The sequence below is a fragment of the Dyella sp. BiH032 genome (assembly GCF_031954525.1).
In the GTDB taxonomy this organism is placed as follows: Bacteria; Pseudomonadota; Gammaproteobacteria; order Xanthomonadales; family Rhodanobacteraceae; genus Dyella_D.
Window position 1 is genome coordinate 407,267 of the sequence record NZ_CP134867.1, and the last position, 18,877, is coordinate 426,143.

General features: G+C 68.2%; 21 protein-coding genes. 15 read left to right on the forward strand and 6 right to left on the reverse strand.

Annotated features, from left to right (window positions below; all coding sequences use genetic code 11):
- The first annotated feature begins 54 nt into the window (after positions 1 to 54).
- The gene (locus RKE25_RS01680; RefSeq protein WP_311840536.1) at positions 55 to 756 is read left to right on the forward strand and encodes a pirin family protein; all 702 of its coding nucleotides are present in this window, start codon (positions 55 to 57) and stop codon (positions 754 to 756) included.
- A gap of 72 nt (positions 757 to 828) precedes the next feature.
- On the opposite strand, the gene RKE25_RS01685 is transcribed toward RKE25_RS01680, so the two are convergent.
- A complete protein-coding gene (locus tag RKE25_RS01685; RefSeq protein ID WP_311840537.1) occupies positions 829 to 3,897 on the reverse strand; it encodes a two-component regulator propeller domain-containing protein in 3,069 nt (1,022 codons plus the stop codon).
- A 284-nt stretch (positions 3,898 to 4,181) separates the two neighbouring features.
- Between RKE25_RS01685 and RKE25_RS01690 the strand changes: the two genes are divergently transcribed.
- The 10 genes from RKE25_RS01690 to RKE25_RS01735 all read left to right on the forward strand — a co-directional run bounded on the left by RKE25_RS01690 (position 4,182) and on the right by RKE25_RS01735 (position 13,307).
- Complete coding sequence (locus RKE25_RS01690) at positions 4,182 to 4,760, forward strand: response regulator transcription factor (protein WP_311842304.1); 579 nt, start codon at positions 4,182 to 4,184, stop codon at positions 4,758 to 4,760.
- Between the two features lie 298 nt (positions 4,761 to 5,058).
- Complete coding sequence (locus RKE25_RS01695) at positions 5,059 to 6,042, forward strand: alpha/beta hydrolase (RefSeq protein WP_311840538.1); 984 nt, start codon at positions 5,059 to 5,061, stop codon at positions 6,040 to 6,042.
- Between the two features lie 307 nt (positions 6,043 to 6,349).
- Positions 6,350 to 7,003: a hydrolase gene (locus RKE25_RS01700; RefSeq protein WP_311840539.1), complete on the forward strand. Its 654-nt coding sequence runs from the start codon at positions 6,350 to 6,352 to the stop codon at positions 7,001 to 7,003.
- 106 nt (positions 7,004 to 7,109) lie between these two features.
- Entirely contained in the window at positions 7,110 to 7,388 is a 279-nt protein-coding gene (locus RKE25_RS01705; RefSeq protein ID WP_311840540.1) for a XapX domain-containing protein, read from the forward strand.
- Positions 7,385 to 9,268 carry an amidohydrolase gene (locus RKE25_RS01710; RefSeq protein ID WP_311840541.1) on the forward strand — a complete coding sequence of 628 codons (1,884 nt, stop codon included), beginning with the start codon at positions 7,385 to 7,387 and terminating at the stop codon, positions 9,266 to 9,268. Before RKE25_RS01705 ends, RKE25_RS01710 begins: the two co-directional genes overlap by 4 nt.
- Complete coding sequence (locus RKE25_RS01715; protein ID WP_311840542.1) at positions 9,265 to 9,672, forward strand: DoxX family protein; 408 nt, start codon at positions 9,265 to 9,267, stop codon at positions 9,670 to 9,672. Before RKE25_RS01710 ends, RKE25_RS01715 begins: the two co-directional genes overlap by 4 nt.
- 32 nt (positions 9,673 to 9,704) lie before the next feature.
- A complete protein-coding gene (locus tag RKE25_RS01720) occupies positions 9,705 to 10,607 on the forward strand; it encodes a glyoxalase (protein ID WP_311840543.1) in 903 nt (300 codons plus the stop codon).
- A gap of 2 nt (positions 10,608 to 10,609) precedes the next feature.
- A complete protein-coding gene (locus tag RKE25_RS01725) occupies positions 10,610 to 11,998 on the forward strand; it encodes an alginate export family protein (RefSeq protein WP_311840544.1) in 1,389 nt (462 codons plus the stop codon).
- Positions 11,999 to 12,041: 43 nt separating this feature from the next.
- Entirely contained in the window at positions 12,042 to 12,716 is a 675-nt protein-coding gene (locus RKE25_RS01730) for a YoaK family protein (RefSeq protein ID WP_311840545.1), read from the forward strand.
- Positions 12,717 to 12,788: 72 nt separating this feature from the next.
- Positions 12,789 to 13,307, forward strand: a complete 519-nt coding sequence (locus RKE25_RS01735; RefSeq protein ID WP_311840546.1) for a DNA starvation/stationary phase protection protein — start codon at positions 12,789 to 12,791, stop codon at positions 13,305 to 13,307.
- A 142-nt stretch (positions 13,308 to 13,449) separates the two neighbouring features.
- Here the strand turns inward: RKE25_RS01735 and RKE25_RS01740 are convergent, their stop codons facing one another.
- Entirely contained in the window at positions 13,450 to 13,920 is a 471-nt protein-coding gene (locus RKE25_RS01740; RefSeq protein ID WP_311840547.1) for an Lrp/AsnC family transcriptional regulator, read from the reverse strand.
- Between RKE25_RS01740 and RKE25_RS01745 the strand changes: the two genes are divergently transcribed.
- From RKE25_RS01745 to RKE25_RS01760, 4 genes are all read left to right on the forward strand, one after another.
- A complete protein-coding gene (locus tag RKE25_RS01745) occupies positions 13,919 to 14,989 on the forward strand; it encodes a pyridoxal-phosphate dependent enzyme (RefSeq protein ID WP_311840548.1) in 1,071 nt (356 codons plus the stop codon). The two genes, RKE25_RS01740 and RKE25_RS01745, sit on opposite strands and share 2 nt — an antisense overlap.
- Positions 14,990 to 15,020: 31 nt before the next feature.
- Positions 15,021 to 15,638, forward strand: a complete 618-nt coding sequence (locus tag RKE25_RS01750) for a glutathione S-transferase family protein (protein WP_311840549.1) — start codon at positions 15,021 to 15,023, stop codon at positions 15,636 to 15,638.
- Between the two features lie 28 nt (positions 15,639 to 15,666).
- Positions 15,667 to 15,888 carry a hypothetical protein gene (locus tag RKE25_RS01755; RefSeq protein WP_311840550.1) on the forward strand — a complete coding sequence of 74 codons (222 nt, stop codon included), beginning with the start codon at positions 15,667 to 15,669 and terminating at the stop codon, positions 15,886 to 15,888.
- Between the two features lie 79 nt (positions 15,889 to 15,967).
- Positions 15,968 to 16,264, forward strand: coding sequence for a hypothetical protein (locus RKE25_RS01760; RefSeq protein ID WP_311840551.1), 297 nt, complete (start codon positions 15,968 to 15,970; stop codon positions 16,262 to 16,264).
- Here RKE25_RS01760 and RKE25_RS01765 read toward each other — a convergent pair.
- The 4 genes from RKE25_RS01765 to RKE25_RS01780 are packed head-to-tail and all read right to left on the reverse strand — an operon-like array spanning position 16,257 to position 18,433.
- Complete coding sequence (locus RKE25_RS01765; protein ID WP_311840552.1) at positions 16,257 to 16,820, reverse strand: GNAT family N-acetyltransferase; 564 nt, start codon at positions 16,818 to 16,820, stop codon at positions 16,257 to 16,259. The genes RKE25_RS01760 and RKE25_RS01765 overlap by 8 nt on opposite strands.
- The gene (locus tag RKE25_RS01770; protein ID WP_311840553.1) at positions 16,817 to 17,350 is read right to left on the reverse strand and encodes a tail fiber protein; all 534 of its coding nucleotides are present in this window, start codon (positions 17,348 to 17,350) and stop codon (positions 16,817 to 16,819) included. The genes RKE25_RS01765 and RKE25_RS01770 overlap by 4 nt, the downstream gene beginning before the upstream one ends.
- A 31-nt stretch (positions 17,351 to 17,381) precedes the next feature.
- Positions 17,382 to 17,912, reverse strand: coding sequence for a tail fiber protein (locus RKE25_RS01775; RefSeq protein WP_311840554.1), 531 nt, complete (start codon positions 17,910 to 17,912; stop codon positions 17,382 to 17,384).
- Positions 17,913 to 17,926: 14 nt separating this feature from the next.
- Positions 17,927 to 18,433: a tail fiber protein gene (locus tag RKE25_RS01780; protein ID WP_311840555.1), complete on the reverse strand. Its 507-nt coding sequence runs from the start codon at positions 18,431 to 18,433 to the stop codon at positions 17,927 to 17,929.
- Positions 18,434 to 18,877: the final 444 nt, after the last annotated feature.

An 18,877-nucleotide genomic window follows, 5' to 3' on the forward strand; every position in this document is an offset into this window, starting at 1 on the left:
CGGTCCTTCGCCCGCAAGCCATCGAATCCATCGCACATGTTACGGAGGCATCCCATGTTGGAAGTCCGCAAGAGCCAGGAACGCGGCCATGCCGAGCACGGCTGGCTGTCCTCTCGCCACACCTTTTCCTTTGCCGAGTACTACGACCCGCGCCACATGGGCTTCGGCCCGCTGCGCGTGATCAACGAGGACCGCGTCACCGGCGGACAGGGCTTCGGCACGCACGGCCATCGGGACATGGAAATCATCTCCTACGTCCTCGGCGGCGCGCTGGAGCACAAGGACAGCCTGGGCACCGGGTCGGTACTTCGCTACGGCGACGTCCAGCGCATGAGCGCGGGCACCGGCGTGCGCCACAGCGAGTTCAACCACGACGCGAAGGAGCCGGTGCATTTCCTGCAGATCTGGATCATGCCGGAGCGCCAGGGTATCGAGCCCAGCTATGAAGAAAAGCACTTCGACGCAGCCTCCAAGCGCGGCCAGCTGCGCCTGGTCGTCTCCCCCGATGGCCGCGACGGCTCGCTGCGCATGAATCAGGACGCGTACCTGTACGCCTCGATCCTCGCCGCCGGCGACAAGCTCGCCCATCCGCTGGCGCCGGGCCGGCTCGGCTACGTGCACGTGGCGCGCGGCAGCGTCACCGTCAACGGCACCACCTTGCAGGCCGGCGACGCGGTGAAGCTGGCGGATGCCGCCTCGGTGGAACTGGAAGGCACCGGCGACGCGGAAGTCTTGCTGTTCGACCTGCCGCGCTGATCGTGAGCCGCAGATGCGCGCGCTTCCCTCGGGAAGCGCGCGCATCGATATCCTGCAAGCAGCGGTGCCACTTCATGTCCCGGAGCGGCGCCGGGTCTTCCCATGCCGCGTCGACGCGGGATCGAACGCCACGTGCCCAGGCACGCTGAGCACCACTTCGGTACCGCGCGGCTCCATGCGCCGCATGGTCAGCTGCGCGCCCAGGCGCTTGGCGCGCTCGTGCATGCCCACCAGTCCCCAGTGCCCGACGAGACGGCCGCGCCGCAGCACGTCCGGCGGCAGTCCGACGCCATCGTCCGTCACGCTCAGGCGCAACGCTTGCGGCTGGTAGGTGACCCGTACCTCGATACGGTCGGCCTGTGCATGGAGGAAGGCATTGCGGATCGCTTCCCGCGCGATGTCGAGCACTTCATTCGCGGCCGGTGCGCACAGCGGACGCTCTTCGCCTTCGACCGCGACCTGGAACACCGTGTCGCATTCCTGACCCACCTCCTCGCCGACCGCGCGCAGCGACTGCACCAATCGCATGCCTTCGCCCGTTTCGCCGCGCAGCGCCACGATGCGGTCGCGGCCTTCCACCAGCATCTCGCGCGCCCGATCGACGGCGGTATCGAGCGCCTGCCGTCCCGGGGCGTCCCGGCCGAGGCCGGCGGCCAGCGCCTGCAGGCGCAGCAGCAGGCCCTGCACGCCCTGCAGCAGCGTGTCGTGCAGTTCGCGCGCAATGCGTTCGCGCTCGCGCGTGCGCTCCTCCAGCCGCAGATGGATGCGCTCCGCCATCAGGCGCAGGCGCCACAGATAGAGCCCGCCGGCCAGCAGCGCGCCGATCGCCAGGCACAGCGCGCGAAACCAGCCGGTCTGGAAGAACTGCGGCTCGATCGAAAAGGCGAGGCTGGCGCCTTGCTCGTTCCAGACGCCGTCTTCGTTCGCGGCACTCACATGGAAGCGATAAGAACCCGGCCCGAGATTGGCATACGAGGCCTCGCGCCGCGTGCCGGCTTCCTGCCAATCCTCGTCGACGCCGTCCAGGCGATAGCGGAAACGCACGCGGTCGGGCATGGCCAGGCTGGTCGCGGTGTACGCCAGCCGCACCGAGCTGGTCCGGCGCGGCAGCGTCACCGCGCCGGCCGCCGGGTAGCGCCGGTCGCCGGCGATCAGGGCTTGCACGAACGTGGCCGGCGGCGCCGTATTGCGGCGCACCTGCGCCGGATCGATCCACGCCGCGCCCTGGTTGGTGTTGAACCATGCGCGGCCGGTGCCGTCCACCGCCGCGGTCGATACCGGCGTGGCCTGCAGCGCGATCCCGGGCAGGCCGTCGTGGTAGTCGAACAGATCGAACGCGGCGGGCGATCCGCCGAAACCGCGCGCGAGTTCCGCCGCACGAACGCGCAGCACGCCGCGGCTGCCATTGATCCAGGCGTCGCCCTCGCGGGTCAGCACGATGCCGGACACGCCCACCAGCATGGATGGATCGGCGCTGGCGAGGACCTCGAAGCGCTCGCCCCGCAGCCGCGCCACGCCGTGGTCGCCGCCCACCATCAGCTCGTCGCCGCGCAGCGCGAACGTGGCGATGCCGCCGACGCGCAAGCCATCCGCAGTGCGGTAGATGCGCCGATTCGCGCCATCGATGCTCATCACGCGGCCGTCGGGGTAGCCCGCCCACAGCCGGCCGGTGCGATCCACCGCCAGCGCCGTCGGCGCGCTTCCGCTGCGTCCTGTGCTGCCCTCCACGTGTTTCCACGCGCCGTCGCGCAAATGGAACAGGCCGCCATCGAGGAAGCTCGCCCACAGGCCGCCGGCGCCATCGGCGGCCACGGCTTCGAGGCTCCAGCGCGGCCCCGTCACCGGCACGGCGATGCGCGCCAGCCGGCCGTGTTCCAGGCGGCCGAGATAAGACGACCCCATCAGCCATAGCGTGCCGTCCGCATGGAGCATCGCGTTGACGTCGGGCAGGCCGGTGGCCTCCACGCTGGTGTCCGCGCCGCTGTGCCGGCGCAGCACGCCGCCGTTGGCCAGCCAGGTCGCGCCTTCGGCATCGACGGCCAGCGCCGTGTTGATGCCCGGACCCACCCGGGTATCCGGCGGCGTGCGGACGTTGTTCGCGTGGTAGCTCGCCAGGCCCAGATTGGTGCCCACCCACAGCGTGCCTTCGCGGTCTTCCAGCAGCGGCACCGCCACGTTGGACGGCAGGCCGTGGCCGCGATCGTGCAGGGCGTCGAAAGCGCTCGCGCGCAGCGCCGTACCGTCTGCGAGCGGCGACGGCGCATCGATCCGGTAGACGCCGCCATGCATCGCCTCGGTACCCCACAGATGTCCCTGGCGATCGAACAGCAGCCGCTTGGAATGCACTGGCGCGCTGTCCTCGCCGGTGACCGCGCCATCGATCGTGCGCGGGTGCGCCGCCGACAGGCCGGGCAGGGCCCGGGTACCCTGGGGCCCGTCCGACAGCCACAGAGTTCCGTCCGGCGCCTGCGCGACCGCCGTGTCGCGCACGGTGCCCACGCCGGTGCGCGCGAAACGCCGGGCGCCACGGGCCAGATACAGCAGCTCCTCGCCGGTGGCGACCCACAGCGTGCCGTCGCGGTCGGTCATGACCCAATCCGCGCGTTCGGCGGGATAACCCCAGTCGGCACCGACGATCTGCCAGCGCTTGCCGTCGAAGCGTGCCAGACCGCCGCGGCTGGCCGCCCACAGCGTGCCGCCCCCGTCCCGTGCGAAGGCGAGCACCATGCTGGTGGGGAAGCCGTCGCGCGCCGAGTAGTTCGTGAGATGTCCGTCGCGCAGCGCGCTCGCGCCGCCGTGGAACAGGCCGATCCACAACGTGCCGTCCGGCTGCATCGACAGCGCGGTGATGTTGTTGGTGCGGAAGCTCTCGCCCTGCGCCGGCTCGAAGCGCTCGAAGGCGACGCCGTCGAAGCGGTACAGGCCCGAGCCCGTGCCCAGCCACAGGAAGCCGTCGGGATCCTGCGCCAGCGCCCAGATATCCGCTGGCGCACCGCGTTCCACGCTCCACACCGTCTGGCGGAACTGCTCGCGCGCCCACGCACCGGCCCCCGCGTCCGCGGGCTGCCCATGGATTCCCGTGCACAGCAGGCAGACGCTCAGCCGTACCAGCCAGGGCGCGATGCGCGCGCGTCGTTTCATGCCCGTCGTTCCCGCGGCGAAAGCATGCCCCCCTGTTGGCCCACGCCTTCCGCGCGTGGGCTGAGCCTGCAAGCAATGGATAGGCGCCAGTCTAGCGATCGACGCTGAGTCCTGGCTTGCGCCCTGCGGCGCCGATCACCCATTCGGGCATTGCCCGTACCTGGACGATCGCCGATAGTGCCGAGCGGCCGCGCCGCGACAGCGCAGGAAAGGCTCGGAGGCCCGGCAGCGTGAACAGTCATTCCCGAACGCTCAGTGTCTTCATCGCGGACGACCATCCGGTCATGCGCGACGGCTTGCGCGCGGCCATCGAAAGCGCGCCGGACATGACCGTGGTCGGCGAGGCCTCCGATGGCCTCGAGAGCGTCGAAGGCTTCCGCGCGCACCGGCCCGACGTCGCTCTGCTTGACCTGCAGATGCCGCGCATGGACGGCCTGCAGGCCATCGCCGAGATCCGCCGCGAGTTTCCCGACGCGCGCCTGGTCATCCTCACCACCTATCCCGGCGACGCCCGCGTGAAGCAGGCGCTGGCGCTGGGCGCGATGGCCTACCTGCTCAAGACCTCCACGCGCGACGACATCCTGCAGGCCATCCGCGGCGCCGCGCTCGGCCGCCGCGTGGTGGTGGGCGAGATCGCGCGCGAGGTCGCCTCGCACGTCGACGCCGACATGCTTACCGCCAAGGAACTGGCCGTGCTGCGCCTGGTCGCCACCGGCCACGGCAACCGCCGCATCGCGGAGATACTGTGCGTGTCCGAGGACACCGTGAAGGCGCGGCTGAAGAACATCACCGCCAAGCTCGGCGCCTCCGACCGCACGCATGCGGTGACCATCGCAATCCGCCGCGGCTTCCTCGATTCCTGATCCCACGCATACCCCGAACTGCCCAAAACCGTGGCCGGCGCCGGTCCGACGCGACGGAAAAGCCCTGCATTCTCGACCCGCGTACACGCCACGCGCCATGCCCGATCGGGTAGGCGCGACATGCCCAAACCGGGCTGTGCCGCGACGCCGCGACGCGCGACATTGTGTTTCCGGCGCGCTGTCCGCCGGCCAGGTTCTCCATTCCCTCACTTGTCCCCCGCATGACCTGCAGGTCCGCGTTCCGCCGCGTTTCGAGGCGGGACATTTCCATCCATCGCTCCGCACGAGGAATTCCGCCATGTCCCAGCCGAAGACCACTCCCGACGTCAGCCATAGCCGCCGCGCCCTGCTCGGCCAGGCCGCGCTTGCCTCCACCGCCATGATGGCGATGCCCGCGGTCGCCGCGGTCACCCAGGCGTCCAAGGGCGCCGCCGCTTCTAACCATCCGGGCAAGACGCCCGGCTCGCGTTTCGTCACCAAGGACGGCACCGAGATCTTCTACAAGGACGGCGGCACCGGCCAGCCGGTGGTGTTCTCGCACGGCTGGCCGCTGTCGGCCGACGCGTGGGACGGTCAGATGCTGTTCCTGGGCCAGCACGGCTTCCGCGTGATCGCGCACGACCGCCGCAGCCATGGCCGTTCCGCCCAGACCTGGGACGGCAACCACATGGACCAGTACGCCGACGATCTGGCGGAGCTGATCGAGAAGCTGGACCTGCACGACGTCGTGCTCGTGGGCCACTCCACCGGCGGCGGCGAAATCACGCGCTACGTGGGCCGCCACGGCACCAAGCGCGTCGCCAAGATGGTGCTGATCGGCGCCGTGCCGCCGATCATGCTCAAGACTGCGAGCCATCCAAACGGCCTGCCGATGGAAGTGTTCGACGGCATCCGCAAGGGCGTGTTCGACGACCGCTCGCAGTTCTACAAGGACCTGACCATGCCGTTCTTCGGCTACAACCGCCCGGGCGCGAAGGTCTCGCAGGGTGCGCGCGATTCGTTCTGGCTGCAGGGCATGCTGGGCGGCATCAAGGGTCAGTACGACTGCGTCAAGCAGTTCTCGGAAACCGACTTCACCGAAGACCTCAAGAAGATCGACGTGCCCACGCTCGTCGTGCACGGCGACGACGACCAGATCGTGCCGATCGACGGCGCCGCGCGCCTCACCGTCAAGCTGGTGAAGAACGCCACGCTCAAGGTGTATCCGGGCGCGCCGCACGGCCTGGCCGTGACGCACCAGGACCAGCTCAACAGCGACCTGCTCGCCTTCATCAAGAGCTGAGTCGTGGCCTTGGCCGCTGCCGCCCCTCGTCGGGGCGGGGCGGCGGCATCGGCGGAGCGTGTCCTTGCGCTCCGCCGGTACCTGCCGGCACGGCATTCGATTTTCTCGATGCTAGAGCGGCAATCTTTTCGCTTTTTTGCGAGGAAGCATCGCTCCGATACTGCGTCCACTACGGCGCTTCCTGCACCGTACAACCGTTTCGACGATGGGTGGCCACCATTCGATGCAATCGAACCTTACGCGCCGCACATCTGCTTTCTGACGCGCGATCCGCATCGCGCATCCCGACACACCGCGAGGAACTCCCATGGCCATCACCGCTACCCCCACGCCCGGCAAGCTGCTGCTGACGCCCAACGACCACACCCTGGTCATGATCGACTTCCAGTCGCAGATGGCCTTCGCCACCCATTCCATCGATGCGGTCAACCTGCGCAACAACGCAGGCCTCGTGGCCAAGGCCGCCGCCAGCTTCAAGGTGCCGACCATCCTCACCACCGTGGCGGAGAAGAGCTTCTCCGGCCCGATGTTCAGCGAAGTGACCGAGCCCTTCCCCGGCCAGGCACTGCTGGACCGCACCTCCATGAACACCTGGGAAGACGCCGCGGTGATCGCCCGCGTCAACGAGATCGGCAAGGGCCGCATCGTGCTCGCCGGCCTGTGGACCTCGGTGTGCATCGTCGGGCCTGCGTTGTCGGCGCTCGACCAGGGCTTCGAGGTCTACGTGATCGCCGACGCCTGCGGCGACGTCTCGGCCGAAGCGCACAACCGCGCGATGGACCGCATGGTGCAGGCCGGCGCGCGTCCGATGACCTCGTTGCAATACCTGCTGGAACTGCAGCGCGACTGGGCACGCGGCGAGACCTACGAGAGCACCACGGGTATCGCCAAGACCAACGGCGGTTCGTATGGGCTGGGCGTGACCTACGCCAAGACCATGTTCGGCGCGCACGAAGGCTGATTCCGCGTCTTAGGGCGGGAGCCTCTCGAGCGCCGGCGACCGGCGGGAAAAGGGGCTCCGCTATCGCTCACCTGACTCCGTCAGGCCAGTCACCAAGGAGGCTCCGATGAAGCCCTACATCCTCTCCCTCGCCGCCGGCCTGCTGGTGGGCATCGTCTACGCCCTGCTCAAGGTGCGTTCGCCCGCGCCGCCGGTGATCGCGCTGGTCGGCCTGCTGGGCATCCTGGTCGGCGAGCAGATCCCGCCGCTGGTCAAGCAGCTGCTGCATCGCGACGCCACGCCAACCACCTGGCTGCGCGGACAAGTGAGCCCGCATGTGTTCGGCCAGCTGCCGCAGGGCCCGCACACCGCTCGCGACAAGAACACCTCGGAGCCGAACGCATGAGTGCCGCGACGCAGACGCCCGACCTGATCCTGCACCACGGCCTGATCACCACGCTGGATCGTGCACGGCCCACCGCCAGCGCAGTGGCCATCGCGGGCGGCCGCTTCGTGGCCGTCGGCAACGACGCCGAGATCATGGCTCTCGCCGGCCCAGCCACCCGCGTGATCGACCTGCAAGGGCGCCGCGTGCTGCCGGGCCTGATCGACAACCACCTGCATATCATCCGCGGCGGCCTGAACTACAACATGGAGTTGCGCTGGGACGGCGTGCGCTCGCTGGCCGACGCCATGGCGATGCTCAAGGCGCAGGTGGCGATCACGCCGCCGCCGCAGTGGGTGCGCGTGGTCGGCGGCTTCACCGAGCACCAGTTCGCCGAGAAGCGCCTGCCCACCATCGACGAGCTCAACGCCGTCGCACCGGATACGCCGGTATTCCTTCTCCACCTGTACGACCGCGCCCTGCTCAACGCCGCCGCCCTGCGCGCCGTGGGCTACACGCGCGACACGCCGGAACCGCCCGGCGGTCAGATCGTGCGCGATGGCGACGGCAATCCCACCGGGCTGCTGCTGGCCAAGCCGAACGCGTCGATTCTCTACGCCACGCTTGGGAAGGGCCCGAAATTGCCGTTCGACTACCAGCTCAACTCCACGCGCCACTTCATGCGCGAGTTGAACCGCCTCGGCGTCACCGGTGCGATCGACGCTGGCGGCGGTTCGCAGAACTACCCCGACGACTACGCCGTCATCCAGAAGCTCGCCGACGACGGCCAGCTCACCATCCGCCTGGCCTACAACCTGTTCACGCAGAAGCCCAAGGCGGAGAAGGACGATTTCCTCCACTGGACGAAGACGTCCAAGTACAAGCAGGGCGATGACTATTTCCGCCACAACGGCGCCGGCGAAATGCTGGTGTTCTCCGCGGCGGACTTCGAGGACTTCCGCCAGCCCCGCCCCGACATGCCGGCCGAGATGGAAGGCGATCTCGAAGGCGTGGTGCGCATCCTGGCCGAGAACCGCTGGCCGTGGCGCATGCACGCCACCTACGACGAGACGATCAGCCGCGCGCTGGACGTGTTCGAGCGGGTGAATCAGGACATCCCGCTGCAGGGCCTGAACTGGTTCTTCGACCACGCCGAAACCATCTCCGAGCAATCGATCGACCGCATCGCTGCGCTGGGCGGCGGCATCGCCGTGCAGCACCGCATGGCCTACCAGGGCGAGTACTTCGTCGAGCGTTACGGTCTCGGCGCCGCGGAGGCCACGCCACCCGTGGCACGCATGCTGGAGAAAGGCGCACGCGTCTCCGCCGGTACCGACGCCACCCGCGTCGCTTCGTACAACCCGTGGGTCTCGCTGGCGTGGCTGGTCACGGGCCGCACGGTCGGCGGCATGCGGCTCTATCCGCAGCGCAACTGCCTGGACCGCGAGACGGCGCTGCGCATGTGGACCGAGCACGTCACCTGGTTCTCCAACGAAGAAGGCAAGAAGGGGCGTATCCAGGCCGGCCAGCTGGCCGACCTGATCGTGCCGGACCGGGATTTCTTCGCCTGCGCTGAGAGCGAGATCGCCGACATCAGCTCGGAACTCACCATGGTCGGCGGCAAGATCGTCTACGGCGCCGGCCGCTTCGCCAGCCTGGACGAAGGCTCGCTGCCGCCGGCGATGCCGGATTGGTCGCCGGTGAATCGCTACGGCGGCTATGGCGCCTGGGCCGCGAACGGTCAGTCGCAGCCGCGCGTGGCGGCGCCGGCGGCGTGCGGTTGTACGCATGCCTGCGGCATCCACGGGCATGACCACGCGACTGCGTGGTCCAGCAAGCTGCCGATCGCCGACCTGAAATCCTTCTGGGGCGCGCTCGGTTGCGCGTGCTGGGCGCTATGAGCACCGCGCCTTCCACTGGCTGGCGCGTGGCACGCTGGTTCGCGCTGCTGCTGCTCTGCGCGGCCTATCTCCAGGGCGGCATCGACAAGGCGCTGGATTTCCAGGGCGCCATCGGCGAGATGACGCACTTCGGGCTGGCGCCGCCGGCCCTGTTCGCGGCCTTGGTGATCGCGCTGGAGCTGGGCGCGTCGCTGGCCATCCTCAGCGGCGTGCTGCGCTGGGCGGGTGCCGCGGCGCTGGCGCTGTTCACGCTCGGCGCGACCTTTCTCGCCGCGCGCTTCTGGGAGTTGCCGCCTCCGCAACGCCTGCCGGCCGCCAACACCTTTTTTGAGCACCTCGGACTCACCGGCGGCTTCCTGCTGGTGGCCTGGCACGACTGGCGCGAACGCCGCGCGACGCCGTGACGCGATCCCTTTCTCAAACCGGAGCTTTCCCCATGCGCATGGTTTCCTTCCTTTCCACTCTTGCCTTGTCCGTCGGCCTGCTGGCCGCCTCGCCGTCCGGCGCGCGCAATGCGCCCGCTCTGCCGCAGGTGGCCGTCGCGCCGCAGTACGACACAACGCACGTCTACGTCGACCCGGCCGATGTCGACCGCTTCGTGCAGAGCTTCACCGCCACTTTCGGCGGACAGAGCACCAAGCAGGTGGTTGCGCAGGTGACACCCACACCTAGCCAGACCAGCTCGCAGCTGCTGCAGACGTCATCCGGCACCGTCTCGCTGTTCGGCTTCCGCACACCGGTGCCGTATCCCTTCGGCGCCGAGCGCACGGGTTACCTGGTGAAGGACCTGGACGCGGCGATCCGCGCCGCGCGCGCGGCGGGCGCCGACGTGCTGGTGGCGCCGTTCCCGGACCCGATCGGCCGCGACGCCATCATCCAGTGGCCCGGCGGCGTGAACATGCAGCTGTACTGGCACACCACTGCGCCGAACTACAAGGCATTCGACACCGTGCCGGAGAATCGCGTGTACGTATCGCCGGATCGCGCCGATGCCTTCGTGCATGCGTTCCTCGCGTTCTCCCACGGCAAAGTGGTTTCCGATGACAAGCAGGCGCCGGGCGTGGAAATCGGCCGTGCCAACGATCATTTCCGCCGTATCCGCATCGAATCCGACTTCGGCAAGATGTCCGTCCAGGTCACCGACGGCCTGCTGCCCTGGCCCTACGGCCGCGAGCTGACCGGCTACGAAGTGAAGGACCTGGCCGCCACGCTCGCCAAGGCCACGGCCAGTGGCGCGAAGGTGCTGGTCGAGCCTTACGAAGCCGGCGGCCGCCGCATCGCGATGGTGTCGTTCCCCGGCGGCTACGTGGCGGAAATCCACGCCAAGTCGGGCGGCTGAGCATGCGCTGGACGTCCTTCGCGGCGATCGCGCTCGCGCTGGCGCGCGTGGCCGCCGCGCAGGAGCCCGATGCGCCTGCCCGCCCGGCGTTCGCGTCGAACCGTTGGCAGGAGGACTGGTCGCCGCTGGCCGATCCCGCGCGGCGCACCGAGTCCGGGGACGCGCTCAAGTACATCGCGCTGGATGCGGACGACCCTTCCAGCTATCTCTCGCTCGGCGCCAATCTGCGCGAGCGCTTCGAAAGCAACGACGCCGCCGGCTTTGGCACCGGCGGCGCGCGTGGCGACAGCTACGTGATCCAGCGCGCCCAGGTCCATGCCGACCTGCGCTTGGGCGGGCACTGGCAGGCATTCGTGCAACTGGAGGATGCGCGCGCCTACGGCAAGCGCAACCTCGGCCCGGCGGACCGCAATCCGGTGGACCTGCGCCTGGCCTTCCTCGCCTATGTGCGCTCGTTCGACGGGAGCACCTTCAAGGCGCGCGTGGGGCGGCAGGAATTTGCCTTCGACCTGCAGCGCTTCGTCTCGCTGCGCGACGGCCCCAACGTGCGCCAGGCGTTCGATGCGGTATGGGCGGACTGGGAAACCGGCCGCTGGCGCTTCATCGGCCTGCTGACCCAGCCGGTGCAATATCGGGACGACCGTCATTTCGACGATACGTCCGACCGCCACCTGCGCTTCCACATGCTGCGCGCCGAGCGGCTGATCGACGGCAGGCATGAGTTGTCCGCCTATGCGGCTCTCTATCAGCGCGACAACGCACGCTTCGTCGATGCCGCCGGCCGCGAGTCGCGCAGTGTGTTCGACACGCGCTATGCGGGCGCCTCCAACGGCCTGGACTGGGACCTGGAAGCCATGGCGCAGCGCGGTTCGGTCGGCGGCAAGCGGATCCGTGCCTGGGCCGTCGGCAGCCGCGGCGGTTATACCTTCGCCGCCTGGCCTTGGGCGCCGCGTGTGGGCCTGCAAATGGACGCCGCTTCAGGCGACCGGCATCGCGGCGACGGCACGCTAGGCACCTTCAATCCGCTGTTTCCCAATGGCTACTACGTCACCCTGGCCGGCTATACGGGCTACGCCAACTTCGTGCACGTCAAGCCTTCGGTCACGGTGAAGCCCGCCGCCGGCCTTTCGCTGACCGCCGCAATTGGCCTGCAGTGGCGCCAGACCACCGGCGACGCCATCTACGCGCAGCCGAACGTGCCCGTGCCGAACACCGCCGGCCGCGGTGGCCGCCGCACCGGCACCTATGGGCAGCTGCGCGCCGACTACGCAATCGGCCGCCACGTTGCGACGGCACTGGAACTGGTGCGCTTCGAGGTGGCCGACACGGTGCGCCGCGCCGGCGGGCGCGATAGCGACTATCTTGGCGCGGAACTGAAGTTCACGTGGTAGCCCGCGCCCCGTCCCCTATGTACCGATTCCCGGAAAGCCCCGCATGAAACTGTCTGTCCCCACACTGCTGAGCTTTGCCGCCGGCTACATCGACACCGCCGGCTTCATGGCCCTGCATGGGCTGTTCACCGCACACGTGACGGGCAACTTCGTCACCATCGGCGCCGCGCTGGTGCTGGGTACCTCGGGCATTGCCACCAAGCTGCTGGCGCTGCCCACCTTCTGCATCGTGGTGATCCTGGCGCGCCTGCTGCGTTATCGCTTGGTCGCCGCCGGCAAGCCGGTCTTCCGCACGCTGCTGGCGATCCAGTTGGCCCTGTTGGTGCTCGGCGGGGCGGTGGCGATCGCGGCCGGCCCGTTCGGGCGCAACGACCCGCCGCTGGAGATGCTCGCCGGCCTGGCGCTGGTGGCCGGCATGGCGGTGCAGAACGCCTTGCAGCGCGTGCATCTGGGCAGCGCGCCGCCCACCACCATGATGACCGGCACCACCACCCAGCTGATGCTCGACGTAGCCGACGTGCTGCATGGCCTGCCGGGCGATCAGCGCGCCGCGACGCGCAGCCGCATGGCGCGGATGGGCGGCGCCGTGCTTACCTTCGCGCTGGGCTGCGCGGTGGCCGCCGTGCTTTACCGCTTCGCGGGCATGTGGTGTTTCGCGGTGCCGCCGCTATTGGTGCTGGCCGCGCTGTGCCACAGCGACACCGCGGCCGATGCCTGACGGTAACTCTCTCTTCGCACGTCCCGTGCCAGCATTGCTGGACGGCCGTTTCCCACCCGGAGGATGCAGACCATGAAAGACAAGAACAAAGCCAAGAAACTCCGCCAGGCGCCCCTGACCACGCCCACCGCCCTGGGCGAGGACGCACGCCGCGACATCGGCGCCGAATTGAACGTGCTGCTGGCGGATTTCTTTGCGCTGTACCTGAAGACCAAGAACTTCCACTGGCACATGTCCGGTCCGCACTTCCGCGATTACCACCTGCTGCTGGACGAGCAGGCGGACGGCATCTACGAGACGCTCGACCCCATCGCCGAACGCGTGCGCAAGCTCGGCGGCGGCACCCTGCGTTCGATCGGCCACATCGCGCGCCTGCAGCGCATCCCCGACAACGATGCGGACTTCGTAACCCCGCAGGACATGCTCGCCGAGCTGCGCGAGGACAACGCCAAGGTGGCGGCAGTGATGCGCGAAGTGCACGAGGTCTGCGACAAGTACGGCGACGTCGCCACGGCCAGCCTGCTGGAGAACTGGATCGACGAGGCGGAACGGCGCGTGTGGTTCTTGTTCGAGAGCGGGCGTTCGGTCTGACGTATTGCTAAACGTACGAAGCTAGGCCAGCTCCGGCCTTCCTGCTTCTACGCTCCGCACGGTCCTCACCCCAGCCCTCTCCCCGAAGGGGAGAGGGAGCCATGCTCAGGGAGAGGGAGTAGCGCCCGGGGGACGCGTGCAATTACTCCTCCACCGGCACCAGCAATCCACGCTTCAACGTGCCCAGCGCCACGCGCGTGGTGAACTTCCGTACGTTGGCGTTCTCCGCCACCATTCGCTGCATCAGCGCGTCGTAGTCCTCGACGTCGCGCGCGCTCACCACGAGCACGTAGTCGCCGGCACCGGTCACGTACCACGCTTCCTGTACCGCCGGCTCCGCCGCGATCCATTGCTTCAGGCTCGCGAGCAATTCCGGGCGCTCGCGTTCCACTTCCACGTCGACGATCAGGGTAAGCGGCCGGCCGGCGCGCTTGGGGTCGACGATCGCCACCTCCGCCACGATCGCCCCTTCCTCGCGCAGCCGCGCGATGCGCCGCTGCACGGCGGAGGCCGACAGGCCGATTTCGGCGCCGATCGTTTCCGCCGGACGACGCGCGTCCTTCTGCAGGGTGGCGAGGATACGGCGGTCGAATTTGTCCAGGTCGGTCGGCATGTCCGCGGATTCCGGCGCAACAATAGGGAGAAAACCCGCCGCTTCCACGGCGGACGCGGCCCTGCCGCGCGGCGCCACCCTAGCATGGTCCGCCATCGCCATCGCAGCCACGTACGACATGACCACGCCACTGGACCTCGCCGGCATTCTGGCCGCGCCGTCGCTGATCGATCCTGTCTTTCTCGACTCCCCATTGCGGACCCATGCCGCGCTGGACGCCGACCTCGGTTGCCGCCTCCTTGCCAAGGACGAAACCGGCAACCCGATTGGATCCTTCAAGGGCCGCGGCGCGGAACTGTTCGCGGCTACGGCGCTGCGCCCGGGCGAGACCGTGGTGTGCGCATCGGCCGGCAACTTCGGGCAAGGTCTGGCGTGGGCAGCCAGACGGCGCGGTCACGCCTGCATCGTATTCGCCGCCGAGAACGCCAACCCGGTCAAGCTGGATGCCATGCGCGCGCTGGGCGCCGAAGTTCGCCTGGCCGGCGCCGATTTCGATGCCGCCAAAGACGCCGCGCGTCGCCACGCAGACGAACATAGCCTGCGCTTCGTCGAGGACGGTGCCGAACCGGCCATTGCCCAGGGCGCCGGCACCATAGCGTTGGAACTGCTCGCCTCGGCCCGGCCTGACATCGTGCTGGTGCCGCTTGGCAACGGCGCGCTGCTCGAAGGCATCGGCTCGGTCATTCGCGCCCGCGCGCCTTCCACGGAGATCGTGGCGGTCGTCGCCGCCAATGCTCTCGCAATGAAGCTGTCGCTCGACGCCGGGCGAGCGATCCGGACCGCCGCCGCCGATACCCTTGCCGACGGCATCGCCGTGCGCGTGCCGATCGCCTCGCGCCTGCCCCGGCTGCGCCACTGCTGCGACCGTGTCGTGGCCGTGGACGAAACCCGGCTGACGGAAGCCATGCGTCTGCTGCATCGCCATCTCGGCCTGGTGGTCGAGCCGGCGGGCGCCGCCGGCGTCGCTGCGCTGCTCGTCGAGCCTGACCGCTACGCCGGCCGGCTTGTCGCGACCGTGCTGTGCGGCCGCAACGTTCATCCCGCCCTGCGCGAACGCCTGTTCGCCTGACCGCCCTCATGCCATTGCCGACGCCGACGCCATGAAGCTGCTCTACCAGACCCACTCGCCGTATGCCCGCAAGGTGCTCGTGGCCGTTCACGAAATCGGTCTCGCCGATCGATGCGAGGTCGTGCATCACGAAACCAGCCCCACGCTACGCAACGAGGACGTTTATGCCCTCAACCCCTTGGGCAAGGTCCCGGTGCTGGTACTCGACGATGGCACCGCGCTGTTCGACTCCTGCGTGATCTGCGAATACCTCGACAGCCTGCACGACGGACCGAAACTGATTCCCGCGGAGCCCGCCGCGCGCTTCCGCGTGCTGCGCATGCAGGCGCTCGCGCAAGGCATCGCCGATGCAGGCATCGCGGCGCGCTGGGATATCGAGCGCCGCCCCGAGGCCTTGCGCTGGCCGGCGCTGCGCGATGCGTATCTGCAGAAGGTCGCCGCTTCCTGCGATTACGCGGAACGCGAGCTGGATCCCGGCGCGCCAGCCGATCTCGGCAGCATCGCGCTGGCCACCGCGCTGAGCTGGATCGAGTTCCGCGAGGTGTACGACTTCCGCGCCGGACATCCCCGCCTCGCTGCGTGGTACGAAAGCTTCGCCGACCGCCCGTCGATGCGCGCCACGGCACTGAGCGGTGCCACTCACGACTGATCCGTCCTTGCCCGAGCCTGGAGACGCCATGCCTTCGATCTGGAATTCCCTGTTGTTCCTGCACGGCCACGTCGCCGACCCGCAACTGGCGCGGCGGCTGGCGGAGCATCCATCGGACGAAGCGCTCATTTCTTCCGCCCCCGCGCCGCTGACTCATGGCGAAGCCATGCGCCGCCTGATCGACCGTGGCCGGCGCCTTTCGCTGCGCCTGTGCCAGGGCATCGGCGGCGGACTGATCCATATGCAGTAGGGCATGGCCGACACGCGATTCGGCGAGGCAACTATGCGACACTCGGCGCCTTCCATCGTCGGCGTTAAGGGGCGGCGCGATGCAGTTCTTCGCTTTGGAACATTTCGCAGGACACGTGGGCGAGACCTTCACCGTCGCCCTGGACCACGACGGCAACGCGCCATTTGCGCTGGTGGAGGCGCGGCCGCTCCCGGTGCAGGCATTCCACGGCATGGTGCGCGAGCCGTTCTCGCTGCTGTTCCGCCATGAGGCGGCGATCGTGTTCCCGCAGAAGATCTACCAGATGAAGCACGCCGCCATCGGCGAGTTCGGCATCTTCCTGGTGCCGATCGCGCGCGACCAGACCGGCTTCATCTACCAGGCGCTGTTCAACTGAGCGTCGCCGCGGTGGCCATCCAGCGCATGCGTAGGTGGCTGCCGATGTCTTCCTCGACGACAAAGCCCATCCGCTGGTAAAGCCGGCGCGCGCTGGCGTTGCGCTGTTCGACGTGCAGCATCACGCTGGCCAGGCCGTCGCGCTGCGCGGTCTGCTGGACCAGGCGCAGCAGCGCCGAGCCGATGCCAAGCCCGCGCGCGGCCGAGAGCAGCGCGATATCGATCACGTTCGCCGCATGCCCGTCCTGGTGCAGGTACAGGCGGCCGACGGGCTCGCCCCTGTCCTCGATCACGAGGTAATCCGCTGGCTGGAAGTGCGCGGTGTAGTGCTGGTGCTGCAGCACGAACTGGCTGTCGAGAAAGTTCTGGCGCAGGGCCTCGGGCCATGGCACTGCGGCGAGTTCGGCGGCGCGCACGTCGGCATAGAGGTGGCGGAAGAACGGCAGGTCTGCGTTCCGCGCTTCGCGCCAGCTCAGGTCCGGCGGAAGGTCTTTCCCGGTTGCGGGCAGCCAGGCTGCCCGCAACGTGGGAAAGCTCAGTGCATCGATGGCGCTCACGGACGCTGGGGGAAGACGCCCGCCAGCGAGATGCAGAAGTTCAGCGTGAGGTAGGGCTGCTGGTTTTCGTGGGCCTGGCCGCCGCCGGCCACGCCGATCGTCTGCACCGGAAACGCGCTGTTGACCGCATTGGTCGTGGTGAACGGGGCAACCGACTGCGGCAGGATGACGGCATCGCCCGCCGCCGGTATGCCCGTGCGCTTGGCGGCAACGGTCTGGTTATAGACACGCGCCGCATGGCTGTGCGCCGGCATCTCGTTGTACAGCAGCGTGACCGTGTCGGAGCCGAAGGTTTCGCCCATGACGCGCGGTGTCAGCCCCAGCCCCTGACCTTGTCCGCAAGCGGCATTGCCGACGAAGTTCGGCAACTGGTAGTTGCTTGTACCGTTGCCCCCGAACGTCGTGCCGAGCAGAGAGAACAACGCCGTGTTCTGCTGGATGGGCATCAGCTGCCCCTGGCACATGGCCCAGTTGTTGGGCGCGAAATTGAAGCCGTAGATCTGGATCTCGCCGATGAAGGGATCGCTCATGATGAATGTCCTTGTAGTCGATCGACGGCTGTCAGGTTTGCGACGGGAACACGCCCGCCCAGGCGATGCAGAAGCGCGCGGTCAGCGTGGGCATGGTGTTGTCGTGGGGTTGCGTGTTTCCCGCGGAGCCCACCGCCGTCCCCGCCATGATGGCGCTGGACATGCCGCTGACGTCACTCGAATAAAGCACGTCGCCGCTGACGGAACCCAGCTGAAGCGTGCTGGCGGGCGTGGCGGAGCTACCCGCAGAGTCCACGGCATAGAACGCATGGTTATGGGACGGCATCTGATTGGGCAGCAGGGTGACCGATTCGGTACCGGCGGCCTGGCCCAACACGTAGCTCGATAGACCTAGCCCCGTGCCCTGATGGATTGGCACGCGTCCGCACAGATTAGGCAGGCCGAAGGTGTTGACGCCGTCGCCGCCATAAGTGGTGCCGAGCAAGGTATAGAGCACCTCATATTCCGAGATGGACAGCAGACGGCCGTCGCAGTCGAACCAGCCATTTGGCGCAAAGTTGTAGGGGAACAAGCGGATCTCGCCAACGAAAGGTTGAGTCATGGCAGGAGCTCCGGTCAGCCGCGTGAGGGGTAGACGCCATTGAGTGCGATGCAGAAATTCAGCACCGCGTATGGCTGAAGGTTCGGATGCGGCGCGGTCTGGCCTGCGGTATCGAGGACGTTGATGGGAACCTGCGGACCGCCGGTCGAACTCGCATAGATATTCAATGTGCCGGTGGTGCCCAACACGCCGTTGACAGGATTGCGCGCGCTGCCCGCGGTCGAATTGTTCGCATTGAACGTATGGTTGTGCGAAGGCAGCTGAGTCGGAAGCAGCGTGACGTTCTCCACGCCGCCGCTCTGGCCGATATCGCTGCCGTTGGTGGAGCCCACCGGCGTACGGCCGCGCAGGTCAGGCAGCTGGAAATTCGTCGTGCCATTGCCGCCGTAGTACGTGCCCAGCAGCGAGAACAGTGCCTGGTTCTGCGCAATGGGCAGCAGCTGTCCATTGCAGAAAGCGTAGTTCTTGGGCGCGAAGTTGAACGCCACGGGCTTCACCTGCCCGAGAAAAGGGTCTGACATGGATTCCCCCTTGGTTGTGCCGGCAAAAGAGCCCCTGGCCGGATCGCCTAACTTTCGCGCGGGGCCGGCATCTTGACAAGCACTTCGTGCGCAAGGTCACAATAATGCGTTGCTTGCCCAAGGAGGGTAAGCACCTAGGGGGTAGGTGCAGGACCGCCAGGCAAGGCGCTCATTGCCGGTCGGCGGAGGGGTCCGGTACCGCGGCTGCTCGTTCACGAGCCACGGCAGCTTTCACTTATGCGCCGCCAGGCGTGCCGCCCGTTGGGAAGACGGGTCAGCAGGGGACAAGTCATGTGGCATCCGGAGTCGAAGCATCGCGACGCGATGCGCCATGGGCTCGGCCGTAGCGTATTCGGCCGTTGGAAAGTATTCCTGCTGCTGTGCGTCATATTGTTCTTGCCTGGCATGTCGCGCGCGGCCTGTCCCGATTTCGTGGCGCCTGGC